Raw genomic sequence first — 19979 nt, 5'->3', positions numbered from 1 at the left:
GGAACGGGGGGAGGCGTCGGCTTCCACCCCGTGGCTCCGCGCGTGAAACAAAGAATTCAAGGGGTTGGACCGGCTCGGTCTGTGGAGGTCGAAGGATCAGACCCTCGTGCGTTAATAGGTTGGCAGTTGAAACCTGCCCAGGGGCTGGGTCGCAACGAGGGGGAACATGGCGCCGACGTACGACGCGCTGGTCATTGGCACCGGCTTCGGGGGAGCGGTGGCGGCGTGCCGGCTGGCGCAGGCGGGCTTGTCCGTGCGCGTCCTGGAGCGGGGCCTGCGCTACCCGAAGGGGAGCTTCCCCCGCGACTGGAGCAACCCCTTCAACGGCTGGCTGTGGCGGTACGGGCAGGGTCTCTTCGACGTGAAGCTGCTGCCTGGGATGAGCATCGTCCAGGCCGCGGGGTACGGCGGCGGCTCGCTCATCTACGCCAATGTCCACCTGCGCCCGCCCGCGGAGACGTTCGACTCCGACTGGCCAGAGGGCTACAGCCGCGCCGCGCTGGACCCGTACTGCGACCTGGTCGCGTACATGCTGGACCTCCAGCCCATCACCGCGTCCGGGCGCGACCTGCCCACCAAGACCCAGCGGATGCGTGAGGTCGCGCGCAAGCTCGGCCGCGAACAGCAGTTCTTCTACCCGGACCTCGCCGTTCGCTTCGCCTCTCGCGGCGAGCCCATGCCCAACAAGTTCGGCGTGCCCCAGGAGGGCTGCAACGGCTGCGGCGAATGTGACATCGGCTGCAACGTCCGCGCGAAGAACACGCTGGACCTGAACTACCTGGCCGTCGCCGAACAGAACGGCGCGGAGATGACCACCCAGGCCGAGGCCACGCGCATCGAGCCTCTGTCCTCCGCCGGCTACCGCGTCACGTACACCGACCACGCCGCGGACGGCGCACCCCGCACGGTGGACGCCCGCCGCGTCTTCCTGTGCGCCGGCACGGTGAACACCACCGAGCTGCTGCTGCGCTGCCGCGACCAGTGGGGCACGCTGCCGCGCATCAGCGACCGGCTGGGCTGCCGTTATTCCGCCAATGGGGACTTCCTGGCCTTCGCCTTCGACACGCGCGAGGTGTGGGATCCGGCGGAGGGCCCCACCATCACCACCAGCCTGGTGGTGGACCAGGGGCAGGGGAAGGACAAGACGTGGTTCCTGTTCCAGGAGGGCGGCCACCCAGGACAGGCGGCGGGGCTGCTCCAGGTGCTGGACCTGGGCCGGGACTTGCGTGTCCCCGCGGACCTGCTCCAGAAGGAGCTGGTGCGAGCGCTGCGCCGGCGCTCCCCCAGCGAGTCGGACCTCCAGAAGCAGAAAGGCCGCTTCCAGGCCGTGTTCCTCGCCATGGGGCGGGATCGCGCCAACGGGCGGCTGGCGCTGCGGCCCCTCTCCGGTGACATGGAGGTGCGCTGGGACGTGCCGTCCAACCTGCCGCTGTACCGGACGCAGGAGCAGCTCTGCCAGGACATCGCCCGGGCGCTCGGCGCGCGCGCCGTGTTCAACCCCTTGTGGGAGCGGCTGCACATCCCGGTGTCCGTCCACAACCTGGGCGGCTGCACCATGGCGGAGGAGCCCGCGTATGGCGTGCTCACCCCGGACGGCGAGGTGCACGGCCACCCGGGCCTCTATGTCCTGGACGGGGCCGCGCTGCCCGCGAGCACCGGCGTCAACCCGTCGTCCACCATCGCCGCGGTGGCGGAGCGGAACGTCGAGGCGGCCATCCGCGAGGCGCTGGGCCACCCGGGCTGGACCGCTCCGGAGCGGGCGGGGACACCGTCGGGCCGGGCGGCGGCGGAGCCCTTCCGCGCGTCGATGCGGATGAGCACGCGTGTGGCACCTCCGAAGGTGGTGCCCAGGGAGGACCCGATGCGGAGCGTGGTGATACCCGAGGGGGGCACCGTGTTGTCGCCAACGCCGGTGGTGGGGCTGCGCTTCACCGAACGGATGCGTGGCTTCATCCACCCGGGCCACGAGCCCGTCACGGACTACGCGGGCGCGGAGCACGAGGGCAAGTCACAGGGCAGGGGGGCCGAGTTCACCCTCACCATCACCTTGACCAACCTGGACCGCTTCCTGGCGGAGAAGGCCCACGCCGGCATCGCGCAAGGCACGGTCCACGTCCACGGCCTCACGCCGCCGGGCGGCGCCGAGGTGGAGCGCGGCGTGTTCAACCTCTTCGTGGACACGGACAGCTACTACGAGCGGCGGATGCTCTACCTGCTGCCCTTCACCGGCCTGGACGGCGAGCAGTACCTGCTGGACGGCTACAAGCACGTCCGGGACGACGACGGCTTCGACATGTGGGCGGACACGTCCACGCTCTACACCGTCATCCGCCGGGGCGGCGACCGGGGGTCACCCGCGGTGGCCAGCGGCATCATCCGCCTGGGCATGCCGGACTTCCTCCAGCAGCTCACGACCTTCGCGGTGCTGGGGACGACCTCCCCGGTGGCGAAGGCCCACGCGCTGAAGCGTTTTGGGAGCATGTTCATGGGCAACCTCTGGGACGTCTTCGCGCGAACCAAGCTGGAATAGGAGCGGCGCATCGTGGCGACGGCAACGCGGTACGACGTGGTGGTGGTGGGCTCCGGCTTCGGAGGGTCCATCAGCGCGCTGCGGCTGGCCCAGGCCGGCAAGTCGGTGCTGGTGCTGGAGCGCGGCAAGCGCTACCGGCCCGGCGACTTCCCCCGGGACGTGACGCGCGCGGACGAGGTGCTCTGGCGCCACGCCTCACGGCGCAGGGCCCAGGGGCTCTACGACGTGCGCTTCCTGTCCGGCATCGGCACCGTGACGGCGGCGGGCGTCGGCGGCGGCTCGCTCATCTACGCCAACGTCCACGTGCGGCCGGACGCCGAGGTCTTCGAGGATCCCCGCTGGCCCGCGTCGTACCGTCGAGCCTCGCTGGAGCCGTACTTCGACAAGGTGGCGCGGGAGCTGCGGCTCAACCCCGTGCCCCCGTCCATTCCGCTGCGCAAGCGGGACCTCTTCCAGCGCGCGGCCCGGGGCCTGGGCCGTGAGACGTTCGACCCGCCCGTGGCCGTGGCGTTCTCCGAGCCGCCCGGGCCGGGCCGGCGCGTGTGCCAGCTCTGCGCGGAGTGTGAATTCGGCTGCCAGCACGGCGCGAAGAACACCATGGACCTGACGTACCTGGCGCGGGCGGAGGCGCTGGGGGCGCTGGTCCTGGCCCGCACGCTCGTCTCCCACGTGGAGCACGTCTGGGGCGGCTACCGCGTCCACTGCCAGGACCTCGTGTCGGGGGAGCGGCACACGGTGGAGGGCTCGCGCGTGGTGCTGGCCGCGGGGACGCTGGGCACGGTGGAGATACTGCTGCGCAGCCGGGACGTGGCGCGCACGCTGCCGCGCGTGAGCCGGCGGCTGGGGCAGGGCTACTCGGGCAACGGCGACTTCCTGGCGTCCATGCAGGGCGCGCGCGAGGACCTCCAGCCCTGGGTGGGCCCCGACGTGTCCACGGTGATGCGCTTCACCGACCGGGAGCCGCGCTTCACGCTGGTGAAGGCCACGTTCAACCAGCCCGCCACGGAGGTCATCGCGGGCCTGGGCCAGCCGAACCTCGGGCGGCTCCAGGGCCTGGGGGCGCCGCTGTGGACCTGCCTGGGCCCGGCCGTCCACGCCGCCTTCAGGAAGGGGCTGCTGAGCCGGCCCCTCCAGGACGACGTGGACGCGGCGCGCACGTCCAACCTCTTCGGCATCGGGCAGGACAACGCCAACGGGCGCATGCACCTGAGCGACGGGCAGCTGGACGTGTCGTGGGATTTCGCCGCGGAGAACGCGGAGCTGGTGCGCCGGATGACCGACGCGATGCAGGACCTGGCCGCCCAGTACGGCGCCACCTTCGCGCCGCTGGTCACCTGGCAGCTCTTCAAGCGGCCCTTCACGGTGCACTCGCTTGGCGGTGCCCACCTGGCGGAAGCTCCCGAGCGCGGCGTGGTGTCTCCAGAGGGAGAGGTCTTCCACTATCCCGGCCTTCACGTCGCGGACGGTTCCGTCATCCCGACCGCCATTGGCTTCCACCCGGTGATGACCATCAGCGCGGTGGCGGAGCGCATCGCCGAGGCCGTGGTGCACGGCTTCTCATCCCCTTCGAGGAGCGCCTCATGAGCACGCTTCCCCCCGCCGAGCGGCATGACTTCCCCGCGGGAGACGGTGTTCCGTTGCAGCTCACCCGTTACCAGGGCGGCGCCAAGGGCCCGGTCCTCCTGGTCCATGGCGCCGGCGTGTGGAGCGGCATGTTCCTCCTGCCCACGGTGCGGGAGAACTTCGTGCAGCACCTGGTGCGCCACGGCTACGACACCTGGCTGCTGGACTGGCGGGCCAGCGTGGAGCTGCCGCTGCGGCAATTCACGCTGGATGACGCCGCCCGCCACGACATGCCCGCCGCCGTCCGGCTCGTCCGCGAGCGCACCGGCGCGGCCACCGTGCAGGCGGTGGTGCACTGCGCGGGCTCGGCGACCTTCTTCATGGCGATGGCGGCGGGGCTGCTGCCGGACGTGCGCGCCGTGGTGGCCTCGCAGGTGGCGCTGCACCACATCGTCCCGCCGTCCACGCAGCTCAAGGCGATGCTGCGGCTGCCGGACGTGCTGGACCTCCCGCGGGACTACCTCACGCCGGACGAGGACCCGGGCAGCCCCTTGTTCCAGGCGGCCTTCGGCGCCCTGGCGGGCCTGCTCCGGCATGAATGTGACAGCACCGTCTGCCACCGGCTGACCTTCATGTACGGGCAGCTCTACCGGCACGCGCGCATCAACCGGGAGACGCATGACCGGCTGGACGAGCAGTTCGGCCCCTGCAACATGCTGACGTTCCGGCACCTGGCGCAGATGGCGCGCGCGGGCTACGCGCTGGGCTTCGACCACGGCCGCGAGGAGAACCTCCGGCGCTACGGGAGGGAGAAGCCGCCGTCGTACCTCCGCGCCGAGCACCTGAAGCGCCCCATCACCTTCGTGTCCGGAGCGCAGAATGGCACGTACATGCCCGCGTCCACGGAGCTCACGTACGAGTGGCTGCGCGAAGAGAACGGCGCGTCGTATTACCAGCGCAAGGTCCTGGCGGGGTACGGGCACCTGGATACCTTCATGGGAAGCACCGCGTCGCAGGACACGTATCCGGTGATCCGCGGCGCGCTGGAGGCCATGGCCTGAGCGGGGCAGGCGGGGTAGCGTCCCAGCCTCGCCCATGGACACGTCCTCTCCTTCAACGGCGCAGGCCCCCGCCGGTGCGCCGCCGGCCGGCCTGAGCTGGATGGCCCGCTTCGGCCCCGGGATGCTCGTCGCGGCGACGGGCGTGGGGGCGGGGGACCTGCTCACCGCGAGCCTGGGGGGCTCGGCGGTGGGGATGAGCATCCTCTGGGCCGCCGTCGTGGGCGCGGTGCTGAAGAGCTTCCTCAATGAAGGCATCGCCCGGTGGCAGCTCGCCACGGGCACCACGGTGCTGGAGGGCTGGGCCCGCTTCGGCGCGTGGCTGCGCTACGTCTTCCTCGTCTACCTGCTCGGGTGGAGCTTGTTCACCGGCGGCGCCCTCATCTCCGCCTGCGGCGCCGCGGGCGACGCGCTGTGGCCCCTGTCGAGCGACCCGGAGACGTCGCGGCGCGTCTGGGGCGTGGCGCACTCGCTGGTGGGCCTGGGGCTGGTCTGGGCCGGCGGCTTCCGCTTCTTTGAACGCCTGATGGCGGCGTGCATCGGCGTGATGTTCGTCACGGTGATTTTCACGGCCGTGGCCTCGGGGCCGGACTGGAGCGCCGCGGCGAGAGGGCTGGTGATTCCGTCCATGCCCGCGGGCGGCACCGCGTGGGTGCTGGGCCTGCTGGGCGGCGTGGGCGGCACGGTGACGGTGCTGTCCTACGGCTACTGGATTCGGGAGCGAGGCCGGGAGGGCGCCGGGTGGCTCCGGACGTGTCAGGCCGACCTCGCCGTGGGCTACGCGCTGACGGCGCTGTTCGGCATCGCCATGGTCATCATCGGCTCCACGGTGCAGCTCCAGGGGAGCGGCCTGCGCGTGGCGACCCTGCTGGCGCAGCGGCTGTCCGATGTCATCGGGCCGTTCGGCTACTGGCTCTTCCTGTGGGGCTTCTGGGCCGCGGTGTTCTCCAGCCTGCTGGGCGTCTGGGAAGGGGTGCCGTACCTCTTCGCGGACTTCCTGCGCGTCCATCGCCGGGAGCCTGTGAGCGCCGCGGTGCCGCTGCGCGACACCCGCGCGTGGCGCGGCTCTCTGGTGGCGCTGGCGGTGGTGCCCCTGCCGCTCCTGTGGGTGCCCTTGCAGCGCGCGCAGCTCGCCTATGCGGTGATGGGCTCGCTGTTCATGCCGCTGCTGGCCGCGACGCTGCTGTGGATGAACAACCGCGCCGCGTGGGTGGGCGGGCTGCGCAACACCTGGCTCGTCAACGCCGCGCTCACCGCCACGCTGCTGCTGTTCCTGGGCGTGGGCGCGAGCGAGGCGTTCGACGCGCTCCGCAAGCTCGCGGGCCGCTGAACGCTCAGCCCTGGCCGCCCCCTGCCGCCGTGGACGGCAGCGCGCCGGGTTCGGACAGGCAGGTCTCATCCCAGCCGATGTAGCGCACGCCCTCCAGTGGCTCCGGCGCGTGGAACTCCAGGGCGCCCACGGTGGAGGTGAGCCGTCCCTCCGGCTTCCACGCCGCGAAGGGGTGGGGGCGGGTGAAGCGCTCCAGCTCACAGGTGGCCACGTCGCTCTGGGCCACGTGGACGTCCCAGCCCGCCGGGTCACGGTAGACGTAGCCCACCAGCGTCTTCGGGTCGCACCAAGCGCGGCCCTTCACGGTGACGGTGGCCGAGCGCGCCTGGAAGCGCAGCTCACCCGCGTGTGGTGACTCCAGCCGCGTGAAGAGCAGCTCCGGCGCCTCGTGGAACCGGTGCTCGCCCTGGGCGGTGCGCAGGTAGATGGGCGACAGCCGGGGACTGAGCGCGTGCCGGCGGGCGCGCACGGACAGCACCTCCAGGCGGGCGTCCGGGTCCTCCTGGAAGCGCGGCACGTAGAGCCACGTCAGCTCCTCCAGCCGCCGGTGGCCCCACAGGTGCTTCTGGAGCCCCGGAGCGCCCTGGACGTCATACCGGTGCCCGTCCACCGTGACGGTGCCCGTGAAGGTGATGTCGTCGTGGGCGTGGGCCACGTGCGTGGGGAGCGGCAGCAGGTCCGAGCCCCGGGGCGCGCGGCGCACCGCCTGCGAGGACGCGGGCGTGTAGCGCAAATCCCAGTCAATGGAGTGGCCCCCGGAGGCCACGCGGCCGTGGCAGCGGCCCGGGGCCAGCTCCGCGTCGCCAAGCCGGATGCCGAACGGGCCGGAGGCGTCCGCGGAGAAGCGGGAGAGGGGATGGATGGCCTTCAGCCCCAGCGCGGGCGTGGCCGACGCGCAGTCGAAGGCGGCGGCCCACAGCATGGCGCGTGGCTCACCGGGGGCTCCTGGCGCGGGCGTGAAGCGCGTGTAGCGGAACCACCAGGCGCGCTCCCCGCCCGGGTCGAGCACGCACAGGAACCAGATCTCGAAGAAGCCTTGCTGCCCCTTCCATCGCGGAAGATTGGCGTGCTCGCTCGACGGCATGATGTCCCCCCCTCACCCATGGCGCCGGCGCGCCATCGCGGGGCTACCGTCGCAGAGGGGCGCCCCCGAGGGCAAGCCGCCTCAGCGGCCCGGCTCCTTCCAGGCGACGCGGTACGTGACGCAGTGCTCGTCGAAGTCACGCACGTCCACCGTCGCGGCCACGCCGCCCGCGGCCCGGGACATGGCCAGCATGACGCCCTGCTTGAAGTAGCGCAGCATGCCGGGCTCGTTGAGCCAGACCTCGGCCTCCGTCGGCCCCGTCTCGGTGATGCGGACCTCCGTGTAGTTGTTGCTGGTCCGGAAGCCGTGCTGGGCCTTGGACAGCATCCGCCAGGGCCCCAGCAGCTTCATCACTCCGAGCAGGGCGCGGCCCATCAGCGTGTCACGGTAGCCATCAATCATCCGCTCGCCGAGCAGCCGCCACGCCACCTCGTCGGGCTCGTGGGGGTGCAGCGACTTCGCCGTCAGCGTGACGCAGCGGATCCACGTCTCCAGCGTGTAGGCGGGGAGCAGCGGCCGGTCCAGGTCCAGGCCCTCGCTGCGCAACTGCTGCCGCAGCAGGGGCGACACCCGCCCGGAGAGTCCCCGGACGAAGAGCCCTTCCACGATGGGTGGGAAGACGAGTCTGTCGGCCATGGTGTGCATTCCAGCCCGGGCTGTACCCGCCGGGTCAAGCGAGCCCGAGGGCGTTCTGTGTGGCGCTGACATGCGTGGCCCGCGCACCTATCACAGCCGCGGGCTCCCAGGTGCGCCAGGGGCGGGGAGGGCGCACGCCCACTTTCCCCTACGCGCCGGGGGGAGGCGCCGGCCGCCTCGCGTAGCGCTCCGCCAGCAGCGAGCACACGAGGAGCTGGGCCTGGTGATAGAACATCAGGGGTAGGACGATGAGCCCCAGGGCGGGGTTGGCGCCGAAGAGCAGCCGCGCCATCGGGACGCCCGAGGCCAGCGTCTTCTTGGACCCACAGAAGACCACCGCGATTTCGTCCTCCTTGGAGAAGCCCAGCCCCCGCGCCACGCGCGTGGTCAGCGCCAGGACGATGGCGAGGAGGAGCACCGCGCCCAGGAAGGCCAGGCCCAGCACCTGGGCGCCGTACTTGGAGAACGCGCCCGAGGCAATCGAGTCACAGAACGACGCGTAGACGAGGAGCAGGATCATCGCCCGGTCGAAGGCGTTCGTGTAGGGCCGGTACCTGGCGAACCACGCGCCCACGAGCGGGCGCAGGAGCTGTCCCAGGGCCAGCGGGAGCAGGAGGAGGGTGGCCAGCTTGAGGACGGCTTCGCCCATGGACAGCGACTGCCCGGTGGCGCTGGCGAACAGGCCGATGATGAGCGGCGTCAACACGATGCCCAGCAGGCTGGACAGGCTGGCATTGAAGATGGCGGCGGGCACGTTGCCCCGGGCCGCGCCCGTCATCGCGACCGACGAGGAGATGGTGGACGGCACCGCGCACAGGTAGAGCAGCCCCAGCGACACGTCGGACGGCAGCCAGCGGCCCACGGCCGCGTCCCCCAGCCACCACAGCAGCGGGAACACGACGAAGGTGAAGGTCTGGACCACCACGTGGACCCGCCACGTCACCACGCCCGCGCGGAGCTGCGCGGCGGGCAGCCCCAGGCCGTGCAGCAGGAACACCGCGAAGATGCCCACGTCCGCCACCACGTCCGCGTGCATCGGTCCGCCGGACGCGCCGAACTCCGGGAAGAGCACGGCCAGCACGACGGCGCAGAGCATCCCCAGCAGGAACCAGTCCCGGGCGAGGCGTTTCACGAGGCGAAGGGGCATGTCCGGCCCCCTTACTCCGGATGGTCCACGCCTTCCAGCCGCGTGCAATCACTGCCCAGGCACCGCTCCCGTGGCGCGACGACGTCAGGTCGCGGGGGCCGCCGGGGGCTCCTTCGTCTTCGCGAAGGCCTCCAGGCGATCCACGCGGCGCAGCTCCGGGAAGGCCCACGCCCACAGCGCCACCACCGCCAGCGTGCCCACCGCGCCCGCGACCACCGCGGGCACGGCGCCCACGGACTCGGCGAGCCCGCCCGCTCGGAACTCCCCCAGCTCGTTGGAGGCGCCAATGCACATCATGTTCACCGCGCCCACGCGGCCTCGCATGTCATCCGGCGTGGCCATCAACTCCAGCGTGTGACGGACCACCACGCTGATCATGTCCGCGGCGCCCGCCACCGCCAGGGCCAGCAGGGACAGGGGCAGCGAGCGGCTCATGCCGAAGACGAGCGTGGCCGCGCCGAAGATGCCGACCGCGATGAACATCTTCCGGCCGGTGTTTCCGCCCAGGGGCCGCAGCGCCAGGAAGACGGCCACCAGCGCGGCGCCCGCGGCCGGTGCGCACCGCAGCAGGCCCAGCCCCCACGGCCCCGTGTGCAGGATGTCCCGCGCGTAGATGGGCAGGAGCGCCACCGCGCCACCGAAGAGCACGGCGAACAGGTCCAGGGTGATGCTGCCCAGCAGCAGCCGCTGCCGGCCCACGAACGCCAGCCCCGCGACCAGCGTGGACAGGGACAGGGGCTCCGAGGATGCCCGGCCGGTCCGCACCTTCAGGGCGAGAATCCAGACGACGGAGAGGGCGCACAGCGTCGCGGAGGCGGCATAGGCCCCCGTGGCGCCCGCCAGGCCATAGAGGATGCCGCCCACGGCCGGCCCGCCAATGGTGGCCACCTGCCAGGTGGTGGAGTTGATGGCCACCGCGCGGGTCAGGTGCTCGGGCGGCACCAGGTGCGGCGTGAGCGCGGAGCCCGCCGGGGCATGGAACGCACGCGCCGCGCCGAACAGGACGAGGACGCCGTAGACGAAGCGGACGTCACGGATGTGGCCCAGGGTGAAGGCCAGCAGGAGCAGGCTGCACACCAGCATCACCGTCTGGCACACCGCCAGGATGGTGCGCCGGTCCACCCGGTCCGCCACCTGGCCGCCCACGAGGCACAGCGACACGAACGGCACGAACTGCGCCAGGCCCGTGTAGCCCAGCGCGAGCGCGCTGCCCGTGAGCTCGTAGACCTGCCAGCCGATGGCCACCGACTCAATCTGCACCGCCAGCACCGCGCACAGACGGGCCAGCAGATAGAAGCGAAAGTCGCGATGCTGGAAGATGCCGCGCGCGGGTGCCGTCGCCTGAGGAGTCATGCTGGCGGCGCTGTAATCCACGCGGCCGCCACGCGCCACCGTCTGCCCGTGTCGGCCTCCACGGGGGCGGGGGCATGGGTACGCCCAGGTCGCCGTGATACCTTCCTTTCACGATGCTCCCACGTCGCGACGCCATGGCCCCGCGCTCCGATTCTCGCGCGGCTCCGTCCCACGCCCGGCACGACAGGGGGCCACGTCTCCTGGGGCGCGTCCTCACCGTGGTGCTGCTCGCGGCCCTGAGCGGCTGCCGCAAGTCCGATGCGGAGCGCGCGGCGCGGGAGCGGGAGGAGATTGAGACGCGCATTCGCGACGCCTACTCGCTGGTGCCGTACCGGGCGCTCAAGCTGACGCTGCGCGCGGAGGGCCACCCGGACGCGCCCGCAGAGGTCGCCGCGCTCTGGCAGACGCTGTCCGCCACGCGGGAGCTGCCGGCCAAGGCCGCCTCGGAGGAGGAGACGCTCCGCGTGGCGAAGGCGTACCTGGAACTGGGCGTCGCGCTCTACAAGGCCAAGAAGACGTTGGAGCAGCGCGACGAGGACGAGTTCCCCCTCCTGTGGAGCCGCTGGCAGCCAGCGCAGCCGCTCCCGCTGCCGGGCTACGACGCCGGCCAGGAGCACGCGCTCCTCTCCGCGCTGTGGTTCGTGTTGGATGCGGCGGACTCGGGCAACCGCGTGCCCGCCACCGACCTGGTGCTGTACGAGCTGTCGCGCGCCACGCCTCGGCCCGGCTGGCCGCCCGGACTTCGCGTCTCCGTGCGCGGGAGCCGGGGATTGGCCTTCTGCAACGCGGGGTACCACTACGCGGCCGAGGAGGAGCTGAACGCCTACCTGTCCGACGCCGAGGCGCTTCCCGCCAGCGCCTTTCCCTCGGTGCGGGACGCCACGCCGGCGCAGGTGCGGGAGACGCTGCTCGCCACGGGGTACTTCCTGCGGGCCTGGAACCGCATGGGGCTCGAGCGCGAGCGCGCGGCGGAGGACGACCTCGAGCGGGGCCTGGCGTCCCTGGAGAGGCTTGGCATCGAGAACGAGCTGACGTGGTGGGGCTGGGCCTTCATCCACTTCCGCCGGGAGCGGTACGAGCAGTCCGCGCGCTCACTCGACACCCTGGCGAAGAGTCCATACCTGGGTGACGCCGCGCGGCGCGACATCCAGGCCAGCGCGGACGCGATGCGCGCGCATGGCGACCAACTGCCCATCTTCCTCCAGGCCCGGGCCGCCGCCATCCTGGGACAGGCGCTCGTGGCCCGGGCGGGCGGACCGGAGAAGATCGCCGTCACGCTCCTGGGGCCGGAGCGGGCAGGGCAGGTCCTGGCGCCCCTCCTGTGGATGGACCGGGTGCGACACGGCCTCGCCCAGCGCTCCGTGGACGACATCACCCGCGCGGCGGGCGAGTCCTTCGACGGCGTGCGGGCCGCTGGCGGCAAGGGCTTGAGCGCATTGAAGGAGAAGCTGTGGGGCGGTGGGGAAGACGCGAAGTCGGCGGCGGGGAGCCCTCCGTAGATTGGCGCCGCGCCGCGGGCCCGTGGTATCCGTCGAGGCCGCCATGAGCCCCACGAAGAAGGCCGCCGTCCCGAAGTCCGCGACGAAGAAGTCCCCCGCCGCCGAGCTCTCCGTCATCGCCTTCGCGTCACCCGCCGCGTGGTCGGCCTGGCTCAAGGCGAATCACGCCTCGTCGCCAGGGCTCTGGCTGAAGCTCGCGAAGAAGGGCTCGGGCATCGACTCCGTCACCTACGCGGAGGCGCTCGACGTCGCGCTCGAGTGGGGCTGGATTGACGGGCAGAAGAACACGTTCGACGACGCCTGGTGGCTCCAGAAGTTCACGCCCCGGGGCGCGAAGAGCGTCTGGTCCAAGATCAACTGCGGGAAGGTGGAGGCGCTCATCGCAGCGGGCCGGATGAAGCCCTCCGGGATGAAGGTCGTGGAGGAGGCCCGGAAGGACGGCCGCTGGGACGCGGCCTATGAATCCCAGAGCAAGGCCACCATGCCGGAGGACCTGGCGAAGGCGCTGGCCGCCAACCCCAAGGCCGCCGAGTTCTTCGCCACCCTCAACGCGGCGAACCGGTACGCCATCCTCTGGCGCGTCCACAGCGCGAAGAAGGCGGAGACGCGCGCCCGGCGCATCGAGCAGTTCGTCGAGATGCTGGCCCGGCACGAATCCCTGCACGCCTGAGCCGGGCGGGGCCCAAACACGTCACAGCCCGGTGCCAGACGCCTCGCGGGTGTCGGGGCACCGTCCCCCACGGGGTGGCAGGGCTCGCACGCCGGGGCCACGTCGGCCACACGTAACTTCATCCTTTTTTACGAGAAGCCCCCAGGCGCCCATGGCACGGTGCCGCTCGCTTCTTCCTCGCGAAGCGGCATGCCCCGGAGAAGGGCCGGACAACCGGTGGCATCACCATTGCTCCAAGCCGGATGCGTTTCACCGTCCACGCATCCGCCAAGGGGAAGTCATTCCATGTTGCTCGACATGTACCTGTACTTCGGCCTGCCGTTGCGGCCCGCGCCGCGCCGTGCGTCGGTGTCCCAGGCGTCCAACCCCCGCTCGGCGTCCGTCGAGCGCGCGGGGGCCGGACAGCGCGCGGCCTCGGAGCCTCGCGCCCAGGAGCCCAAGGCCGGGGCCCTGTTGACGGTCATCGAAGGAGGCCGGGCTGGCGTCCCCTGAGCGGCGAGGCGGCTGGGCACCGGCCGGGCCACCCCGCATGACAAGCCGCGCAAGGACGGCCTGGACGACGTCGGCGAAGCGCTCGGCTGATTCCGGGAACAAGCGGGCCGCTCCGCTGTTGCGGGGCGTCCCCCAGCATCATCGTTCCTGGAGCGTGCATGCATCCCGTGTCTCGATGCCTCGCGGCCGTCCTGCTGGCCACCTCCGCAGGCCCGGCGCAGGCGCAGTCCACCCCGCCAGCCCCGAAGCGCCCCTACAGCATCTCGCCCGAGCGCACCGAGCGCGTCCGCTCGCGATACACCAAGTTCGAGTACCGCATTCCCATGCGGGACGGGACGCGCCTGTTCACCTCCGTCTACGTCCCCGCGGACGCGTCCCCTGGCAAGCGCTATCCCATCCTCCTGGTGCGCACGCCCTACAGCGTCGCGCCCTATGGCGTGGACCGCTATCCCCCCGCGCTGGCGCCCACCGAGGCCTTCGAGAAGGACGGCTTCATCTTCGCCTTCCAGGACGTGCGCGGCCGGAACATGTCCGAGGGCGAGTTCGTCAACGTCCGCCCGCACAAGCCGAAGAAGTCCGGGCCGAAGGACTTCGACGAGAGCACCGACACGTACGACACCATTGACTGGCTGGTGAAGCGCGTGGCGCACAACAACGGCCGCGTGGGGCAGTGGGGGATTTCGTACCCGGGCTTCTACGCGTCGGCGGGCGCCATTGATTCGCACCCGGCGCTCAAGGCCGTGTCGCCGCAGGCGCCCATCGCCGACTGGTTCTGGGACGACATGCACCGCAACGGCGCCTTCAACCTGGCGCTGGCGTTCAACTTCTTCTCCACCTTCGGCAAGCCCCGGCCCCAGCCCACGGACAACGAGGAGTGGCAGCGCTTCGAGCACGGCACGCCGGACGGCTACCAGTTCTTCCTGGACCTGGGCCCCCTGGGTAACGCGGACGCGAAGCACCTCAAGGGCGACGTGGCCTTCTGGAAGGACATCACCGCGCACCCCAACTACGACGCCTTCTGGAAGGCGCGGAACCTGCTGCCGCACCTGCGGAACATCAAGGCGGCGGTGCTCACGGTGGGCGGCTGGTACGACACCGAGGACCTCTACGGCCCGCTGCGGACCTACGCCGCCATCGAGAAGCAGAACCCCGGCATCTCCAACAGCCTCATCATGGGCCCGTGGCCGCACGGCGGCTGGCAGCGCGGCGGCGGCGAGTCCCTGGGTGACGCGGACTTCGGCTTCGCCACCAGCGAGGCCTACCAGACGCTGGCCCTGGACTTCTTCAAGCACCACCTCAAGGGCGGCGCGAAGCCGGACCTGCCGGAGGCCCTGGTGTTCGAGACGGGCGCCAACCGCTGGCGCCGCTTCGACACCTGGCCGCCCAAGGGCCTGAAGGAGACGCGGCTCTACTTCCAGCCCAAGGGCAGGCTGGCCACCACTGCGCCCAAGACGACGGGTGCGTCCTTCGCCGAGTACGTGAGCGACCCGGCCAAGCCCGTGCCGTACACGCAGGAGATGATGACGGGCTGGAGCAAGGAGTACATGACGGAGGATCAGCGCTTCGCCGCGCGCCGGCCGGACGTGCTGGTGTTCGAGACGGAGCCGCTGGAGCGCGACTTCACCGTGGCCGGGCCGCTGGAGGCGGAGCTGTGGGTTTCCACGACAGGCACCGACGCGGACTGGGTGGTGAAGCTGGTGGACGTCAACCCGGGCAAGGTGCGCGGCTGGCGCAAGGGGGACGAGGAGAAGGGGAAGAAGAACCGGGGCCATCAGCAGACGCTGGTGCGCGGCGAGCCCTTCCGCGGGCGCTTCCGCGACAGCTTCAGCGAGCCCAAGCCCTTCAAGCCCGGCGAGGTGACGAAGGTGCGCTTCGTCATCAACGACGTGTTCCACACCTTCCAGCGCGGGCACCGCGTGATGATCCAGGTCCAGTCGAGCTGGTTCCCGTTCATCGACCGCAACCCGCAGACCTGGGTGCCCAACATCTTCGAGGCGAAGGAGGAGCACTTCACGCGGGCCTTCCACCGCGTCTACCACTCCGCGGCGAACCCGAGCTTCGTCCGGGTGGGCGTGCTTCCGGCCCTGGACGAGTAGCCGCCATCAGGGCTGCTTCTGTACAGCGGTGGAGGGACGGGCGTAGTCCTGCGGGTGCGGGCCTTGCGTTCCTGTTACCCTGGGCCTTCACGCGGTGGCACCCCAGGCGGGAGGGACATGACCGGCACCCAGGGGCCCGACTCCGGGCTGGTGCGTCTGGATGGGAGTGAGGGCGAAGGGGGCGGGCAGATTCTCCGCTCCGCGTTGTCGTTGTCGCTCATCACCGGCCGCCCGTTCCACCTCACGCGCCTGCGCGAGCGACGTGAGCCGCCCGGTCTGCGTCCCCAGCACCTGGCCTGCGTGCGCGGCGCGGAGGCCCTGTGTGGCGGCGCCGCGTCCTCGGAGGGCGCCACCGTCGGCGCGTCCGAGCTGTCCTTCACCCCGGGCCCCGTGCGCCCCGGGGACTACCTGCTGGAGGTGGGCACCGCGGGCAGCACGCCGCTGCTCTTCCAGTGCCTCGTCTATCCGCTGGCCCTGGCCGGCGGCGGGCGCCTGACGCTGCGAGGCGGCACGCACCTGTCCCACAGCCCCAGCTTCCACTACGTGGCCACCGTCTGGCAGCCGGTGGCGCACGCGTACGGGCTGCCCGTGCTGCTGTCCCTGGTCCACGCCGGCTTCTACCCGGAGGGCGCGGGGGAGCTTGTCGCGGAGGTGGGGGCGCCGCAGGAGCCGCCCCTGCTGGTGGAGCTGCCCGCGCGCGGCATGCTCCGCGAGGTGCGCGTGTCGTCCTTCACCGGCGGGCTGCCCTTCACCATCGCCGAGCGTCAGTCGCGCGCCGCCGTGGGGGCGCTGCGTGAGCGCGGCATCCTGGCGGAGGCGGACAACCGGCCGCTGGCGGTGACGCGCTCGGTGGGGACGGTGACCTTCGTCCTGGCGCAGTTCGAGCACACCATCGCGGGCTTCACCGCGCTGGGGGAGCGCGGCCGGCCCGCCGAGGACGTGGGCCGCGAGGCGGGCGAGGCCCTGGCGGGGTTCATGGAGACGGGTGGGGCGCTCGACGAGCACCTGGCGGATCAGATCCTCCTGCCCGCCGCGCTGCTGGCCGCCGGGCGCCTGGGGCCGGCGTCGCCGGGCACCACGCGCTTCACGGCGGCGCGAATCACCGACCACCTCACCACCCACGCCCGCGTCGTGGAGCGCTTCCTTCCGGTGCGCGTCACGGTGGAGGCGGGCGGTTCAGTGGAGGTCCGGCCGGCCTGAGGGAGTGAGGCCGGACGGGCTTCAGGCCACTTCGTCGTCGCCACGGTTGGCGCCGAAGGTGTTCTGCCCCGCGATGTCCTTGGACGTGTTGCGGTAGGCGCGGATGGCGAAGGGCACGGCCCCCACGAACACGAGCCCCGCCAGGCCAATGGCCATCCAGGGGATGGGCTTCTGCTTGAGCTGGACGTCCTTGCCGTAGGCGTTGAGGTTGTTGCCCATGGCGCGCTGCTTGGCGGCCTCACGCTCCTCCGCGGTCATCTCGCGGGGGGCCTCGAACTCCTGGACCTGCTTGCGAGGTTGGGCCAGCGCGGCACCACCCGAGCTGAGCGCGAGGACGAGGAGCAACCGGGGAACGAGGAATCGCATATGGCCGGGGAGGCTATCACGACCCAACGGATGGACTGAACAGGGCTTGCACCCCGAGTGAGCGTCCATTACGGGCCGGGGACCCACATTTCCATTCCGGACGCCATGCTGCGCCTGCCCTTCATCGTCCTCGCCAACCTGTATCTCCTCCTGGCCACACTGCTGGGCGCCCCCTTCCGGATGCTGGCCGCCAGCCACCGGCCCGCCTACGTCCGCTTCCGGCTGACGGGGGATCCGCCGTACCGGGAGCGGCGCCGCCGGGTGCAACTCGGTGGCAACCGGCCGGAGCCCTCGGACGTCACGTCCGTGGAGCGCCTGCGCGAATCGTTGGAGCTGCTGGCGAAGGATGGCCGGGTGAAGGGCATCCTCCTGGAGGTGGAGGACCTGGCCGTGCCCGCGGCGAAGCGGGACGCCCTGGTGGCCGTGCTGACGGCGTTCCGGGCCCAGGGGAAGCGGGTGGTGGGCTGGGCGGTCCACGTGGACAACGAGGCGTATGCCCTCCTGTGCGCGGCGGACGAGGTGCTCCTGGCCCCCATGGGCCGCGTGGAGCTGGTGGGCTACGCGGCCGAAACGACGGCCCTGGGCGTGGGCCTGTCCCGAGTGGGCATCCGGCCGCACTTCGTCCGGCGCGGGGACTACAAGACGGCGCCGGAGCTCTTCACCTCGCCCGTGGTGTCGGACATCCAGACGCGGACGGTGGAGTCGTTCCTGGATGAGCGCTACGCGGACCTGGTGGACGTGGTGGCCCGGGGAAGGCGGAAGACGCCGGAGGAGGTCCGGGCGCTGATCGACCAGGGGCCCTTCAGTGCCCGGCGCGCGCTGGACACGGGGCTGGTGGACGCGCTGGTGAGCGAGGCGAGCCTGCCCACGCACCTGGGGCTGGCGAAGGCAGGGGACGAGGAGACGGAGCTGGAGCCGATGGAGACGTACCGCTCCACGGTGCCGTTCCCGCCGGTGCGTTGGAAGCGGCTGCGGCGCAACCCGCGCGTCGCGGTGGTGCCCGTGTCGGGAATCATCGTCCCCGGCAAGGGCGCCAGCGGGAAGATGGCGAGCGCGGACCGGGTGGTAAAGGCCTTGCGCGCTGCGGGGCGGGACAGGCGCTCCAAGGCGGTGGTCGTCTACATCAGCAGCCCGGGCGGGACGCCGCTGGCGTCGGAGCAGATGCTGGAGGCGGTGCAGCGCGTGGCGCGGAAGAAGCCCGTCATCGCGTACATGGACCGGGTGTGCGCCAGCGCCGGGTACATGGTGGCGGTGGGCGCGAAGGAGATCTGGTCCGCGCCGCACGCCATGGTGGGCTCCATTGGCGTCTTCGCCGGCAAGTTCGACGTGTCCGGGCTGATGGAGAAGCTCGGGGTGCACAAGGCGGTGCTGACCCGGGGGCAGAACGCGGCCATCTTCTCGATGGCGCGGGACTTCACGCCGCGGGAGCTGGCGACGCTGGAGGCCGAGGTCGAGGAGATGTACCAGGCGTTCCTGGACATCGTCGCGAAGGGGCGGGGGCGGACGAAGGAGGAGATCCACCAGTTGGCGGAGGGCCGCGTGTACTCGGGCATGCGCGGGAAGGCCGTGGGGCTGGTGGACCAGGTCGGGGGCTTCGAGGAGGCGTGCCGCCATGCGCTGTCGCTGGCGAAGGTGCCGGCGGCGGAGCGGTTTGAAATCATGACCTATGGCGGGCCCAAGCAGCGGGTGAACCTGCTGCGTCTGCTGATGGGGGCGTCCCATGCGCAGACGTATGCGCTGTGTCCCACGGCGCTGAGCTTCAACGGGCTCGGGGGCGCGGAGGCGTTCGAGGGTGAGGGTGCGCGCTTCGACGTGGCCGACGTGGTGGGTCGAGTGTTGCCCGCTGACCAGTGGCCGTTCGGGGACTGACGGGCGCCAGCGGTAGACTGGAGGGATGCTGAAGGCACTCGCGCTGCTGACCGCATCCTGGCTGGCTCAGGCGGAGGAGAAGCTGCCCTTCGTCACGAGCCTCCACTTCGAGAATGACGTGTTGGCCAAGAGCGACCGGCTCTATACGAACGGCGTCCGCCTGGAGCACTTCGGTGAGTACGACGGGTGCCGGTCCATCGCGCGGACGCTGAGGCTTCCGGACGGTGTGGAGCACCGGTACCTGTGCGGCGGGTCGCTGGCGCAGAACATGTACACGCCGAGCCGCATCGTTCCGTTGCCGGAGCAGGCGGTGTTCCCGAACCCGAACGACCGGCCCTATGGCGGCTGGCTGCACGGCGGCGTCCTCTTCCAGCACATCCGGGCGGGGCGGGCGCCGGCGGACGCATCGCGGCTGACGCTTCAGGCCACGGTGGGGGTTACGGGGCCGGCGTCCGGAGCGGCGCAGACGCAGCGGTGGCTGCACCGGACGTTGAACAACCTCTTCGGGCACACGGTGGCGCGGATTCCGGTGGGCTGGGAGAAGCAGCTCCCCACGGAGCCCGCGTTCCACTTCTCCGCGCTCCACGAGCAGCCGTTGCTCTGGAGCCCCGTGGTGGATGTGACGTGGTCCGCCGGCGCGATGCTGGGCACGGTGTTCGTGAATGGGAGCCTGGGCGGGACGGTCCGTGTGGGCTACCTCGCCCGCCCGTATGGCCTGGCGCCCATAATGCCGTCCGTGCTGGAGGGACTGGAGGAGCGACGGGGGCGGTGTGGTGAGCCGCGCTCGGAGGCCCTGCCGCTTCGCGACGAACGCGCCTGGGAGGCCTACCTGTACGCCCGGGGGCAGGTGAGGGTGGTGGCGCGGAACCTGTTCCTCGATGGCACGCTGTTCCGGCCGAGCATCAGCGTGCGGAAGGCGCCCATCGTGGGGGACAGCGAGTTCGGCGCGGCGTTCCGAACGGGTGGGTTCCAGTTCGGCCTGGGCATGGTGTTCCGCTCGCAGGAGATGGCCGACCCGCCCAATCCGCTTTTGTCAGGTCACCGGTTCACCCAGATTCAGCTATCGTATCTGCACTGACGCTGTGG

General features: G+C 71.4%; 16 protein-coding genes. 11 read left to right on the top strand and 5 right to left on the bottom strand.

The features are described from left to right. Positions 1 to 166: 166 nt before the first annotated feature. Genes MYMAC_RS18990 through MYMAC_RS18975 form a run of 4 tightly spaced genes read left to right on the top strand, consistent with a single transcriptional unit; the run spans position 167 to position 6481 of the window. Positions 167 to 2530: a GMC oxidoreductase gene (locus MYMAC_RS18990; RefSeq protein ID WP_095959097.1), complete on the top strand. Its 2364-nt coding sequence runs from the start codon at positions 167 to 169 to the stop codon at positions 2528 to 2530. Positions 2531 to 2542: 12 nt separating this feature from the next. After that, entirely contained in the window at positions 2543 to 4114 is a 1572-nt protein-coding gene (locus MYMAC_RS18985; protein ID WP_095959096.1) for a GMC family oxidoreductase N-terminal domain-containing protein, read from the top strand. Then, positions 4111 to 5154 carry an alpha/beta fold hydrolase gene (locus MYMAC_RS18980; RefSeq protein WP_013940445.1) on the top strand — a complete coding sequence of 348 codons (1044 nt, stop codon included), beginning with the start codon at positions 4111 to 4113 and terminating at the stop codon, positions 5152 to 5154. Before MYMAC_RS18985 ends, MYMAC_RS18980 begins: the two co-directional genes overlap by 4 nt. Positions 5155 to 5188: 34 nt before the next feature. Beyond that, complete coding sequence (locus MYMAC_RS18975; protein WP_239988879.1) at positions 5189 to 6481, top strand: Nramp family divalent metal transporter; 1293 nt, start codon at positions 5189 to 5191, stop codon at positions 6479 to 6481. Positions 6482 to 6485: 4 nt separating this feature from the next. On the opposite strand, the gene MYMAC_RS18970 is transcribed toward MYMAC_RS18975, so the two are convergent. The 4 genes from MYMAC_RS18970 to MYMAC_RS18955 form a co-directional block, all read right to left on the bottom strand. Next, positions 6486 to 7565, bottom strand: a complete 1080-nt coding sequence (locus MYMAC_RS18970; protein WP_095959094.1) for a hypothetical protein — start codon at positions 7563 to 7565, stop codon at positions 6486 to 6488. Positions 7566 to 7646: 81 nt separating this feature from the next. Beyond that, complete coding sequence (locus MYMAC_RS18965) at positions 7647 to 8201, bottom strand: DUF2378 family protein (protein WP_013940442.1); 555 nt, start codon at positions 8199 to 8201, stop codon at positions 7647 to 7649. 148 nt (positions 8202 to 8349) lie between these two features. Next, complete coding sequence (locus MYMAC_RS18960) at positions 8350 to 9348, bottom strand: bile acid:sodium symporter family protein (protein ID WP_095959093.1); 999 nt, start codon at positions 9346 to 9348, stop codon at positions 8350 to 8352. Positions 9349 to 9432: 84 nt separating this feature from the next. Beyond that, complete coding sequence (locus tag MYMAC_RS18955; protein ID WP_095959092.1) at positions 9433 to 10740, bottom strand: MFS transporter; 1308 nt, start codon at positions 10738 to 10740, stop codon at positions 9433 to 9435. 95 nt (positions 10741 to 10835) lie between these two features. Here MYMAC_RS18955 and MYMAC_RS18950 point away from each other — a divergent pair, with 95 nt between their 5' ends. The 5 genes from MYMAC_RS18950 to rtcA all read left to right on the top strand — a co-directional run bounded on the left by MYMAC_RS18950 (position 10836) and on the right by rtcA (position 16658). Continuing rightward, positions 10836 to 12200, top strand: a complete 1365-nt coding sequence (locus tag MYMAC_RS18950; RefSeq protein WP_095959091.1) for a hypothetical protein — start codon at positions 10836 to 10838, stop codon at positions 12198 to 12200. A gap of 43 nt (positions 12201 to 12243) precedes the next feature. Next, positions 12244 to 12870 (top strand): YdeI/OmpD-associated family protein, encoded by a 627-nt coding sequence (locus MYMAC_RS18945; protein WP_095961624.1) that lies wholly within the window; start codon positions 12244 to 12246, stop codon positions 12868 to 12870. 285 nt (positions 12871 to 13155) lie between these two features. Next, positions 13156 to 13362 (top strand): hypothetical protein, encoded by a 207-nt coding sequence (locus MYMAC_RS18940; RefSeq protein WP_013940437.1) that lies wholly within the window; start codon positions 13156 to 13158, stop codon positions 13360 to 13362. 158 nt (positions 13363 to 13520) lie between these two features. Beyond that, a complete protein-coding gene (locus MYMAC_RS18935) occupies positions 13521 to 15458 on the top strand; it encodes a CocE/NonD family hydrolase (protein WP_095959090.1) in 1938 nt (645 codons plus the stop codon). Between the two features lie 117 nt (positions 15459 to 15575). Next, positions 15576 to 16658: an RNA 3'-terminal phosphate cyclase gene (gene rtcA / locus MYMAC_RS18930; RefSeq protein ID WP_095959089.1), complete on the top strand. Its 1083-nt coding sequence runs from the start codon at positions 15576 to 15578 to the stop codon at positions 16656 to 16658. A 21-nt stretch (positions 16659 to 16679) separates the two neighbouring features. Here the strand turns inward: rtcA and MYMAC_RS18925 are convergent, their stop codons facing one another. After that, positions 16680 to 17003 carry a hypothetical protein gene (locus tag MYMAC_RS18925; RefSeq protein WP_095959088.1) on the bottom strand — a complete coding sequence of 108 codons (324 nt, stop codon included), beginning with the start codon at positions 17001 to 17003 and terminating at the stop codon, positions 16680 to 16682. A gap of 78 nt (positions 17004 to 17081) precedes the next feature. On the opposite strand from MYMAC_RS18925, the gene sppA reads away from it, so the two are divergent. After that, positions 17082 to 18893, top strand: coding sequence for a signal peptide peptidase SppA (sppA, locus tag MYMAC_RS18920; RefSeq protein ID WP_095959087.1), 1812 nt, complete (start codon positions 17082 to 17084; stop codon positions 18891 to 18893). A gap of 25 nt (positions 18894 to 18918) precedes the next feature. After that, positions 18919 to 19971, top strand: coding sequence for a lipid A deacylase LpxR family protein (locus MYMAC_RS18915; RefSeq protein WP_095959086.1), 1053 nt, complete (start codon positions 18919 to 18921; stop codon positions 19969 to 19971). Positions 19972 to 19979: the final 8 nt, after the last annotated feature.

This window comes from Corallococcus macrosporus DSM 14697 (assembly GCF_002305895.1).
Lineage (GTDB): Bacteria > Myxococcota > Myxococcia > Myxococcales > Myxococcaceae > Myxococcus > Myxococcus macrosporus.
Note: the sequence above shows the minus strand (reverse complement) of the source record. Positions and strands in the feature narration are given on the sequence as shown.

Coding starts and splice junctions, on each gene's coding strand:
- MYMAC_RS18990 (WP_095959097.1), top strand. CDS start 167: ATGGCGCCGACGTACGACGCGCTGGTCATTGGCACCGGCTTCGGGGGA.
- MYMAC_RS18980 (WP_013940445.1), top strand. CDS start 4,111: ATGAGCACGCTTCCCCCCGCCGAGCGGCATGACTTCCCCGCGGGAGAC.
- MYMAC_RS18975 (WP_239988879.1), top strand. CDS start 5,189: ATGGACACGTCCTCTCCTTCAACGGCGCAGGCCCCCGCCGGTGCGCCG.
- MYMAC_RS18970 (WP_095959094.1), bottom strand. CDS start 7,565: ATGCCGTCGAGCGAGCACGCCAATCTTCCGCGATGGAAGGGGCAGCAA.
- MYMAC_RS18965 (WP_013940442.1), bottom strand. CDS start 8,201: ATGGCCGACAGACTCGTCTTCCCACCCATCGTGGAAGGGCTCTTCGTC.
- MYMAC_RS18960 (WP_095959093.1), bottom strand. CDS start 9,348: ATGCCCCTTCGCCTCGTGAAACGCCTCGCCCGGGACTGGTTCCTGCTG.
- MYMAC_RS18950 (WP_095959091.1), top strand. CDS start 10,836: ATGGCCCCGCGCTCCGATTCTCGCGCGGCTCCGTCCCACGCCCGGCAC.
- MYMAC_RS18945 (WP_095961624.1), top strand. CDS start 12,244: ATGAGCCCCACGAAGAAGGCCGCCGTCCCGAAGTCCGCGACGAAGAAG.
- MYMAC_RS18940 (WP_013940437.1), top strand. CDS start 13,156: ATGTTGCTCGACATGTACCTGTACTTCGGCCTGCCGTTGCGGCCCGCG.
- MYMAC_RS18935 (WP_095959090.1), top strand. CDS start 13,521: ATGCATCCCGTGTCTCGATGCCTCGCGGCCGTCCTGCTGGCCACCTCC.
- rtcA (WP_095959089.1), top strand. CDS start 15,576: ATGACCGGCACCCAGGGGCCCGACTCCGGGCTGGTGCGTCTGGATGGG.
- MYMAC_RS18915 (WP_095959086.1), top strand. CDS start 18,919: ATGCTGAAGGCACTCGCGCTGCTGACCGCATCCTGGCTGGCTCAGGCG.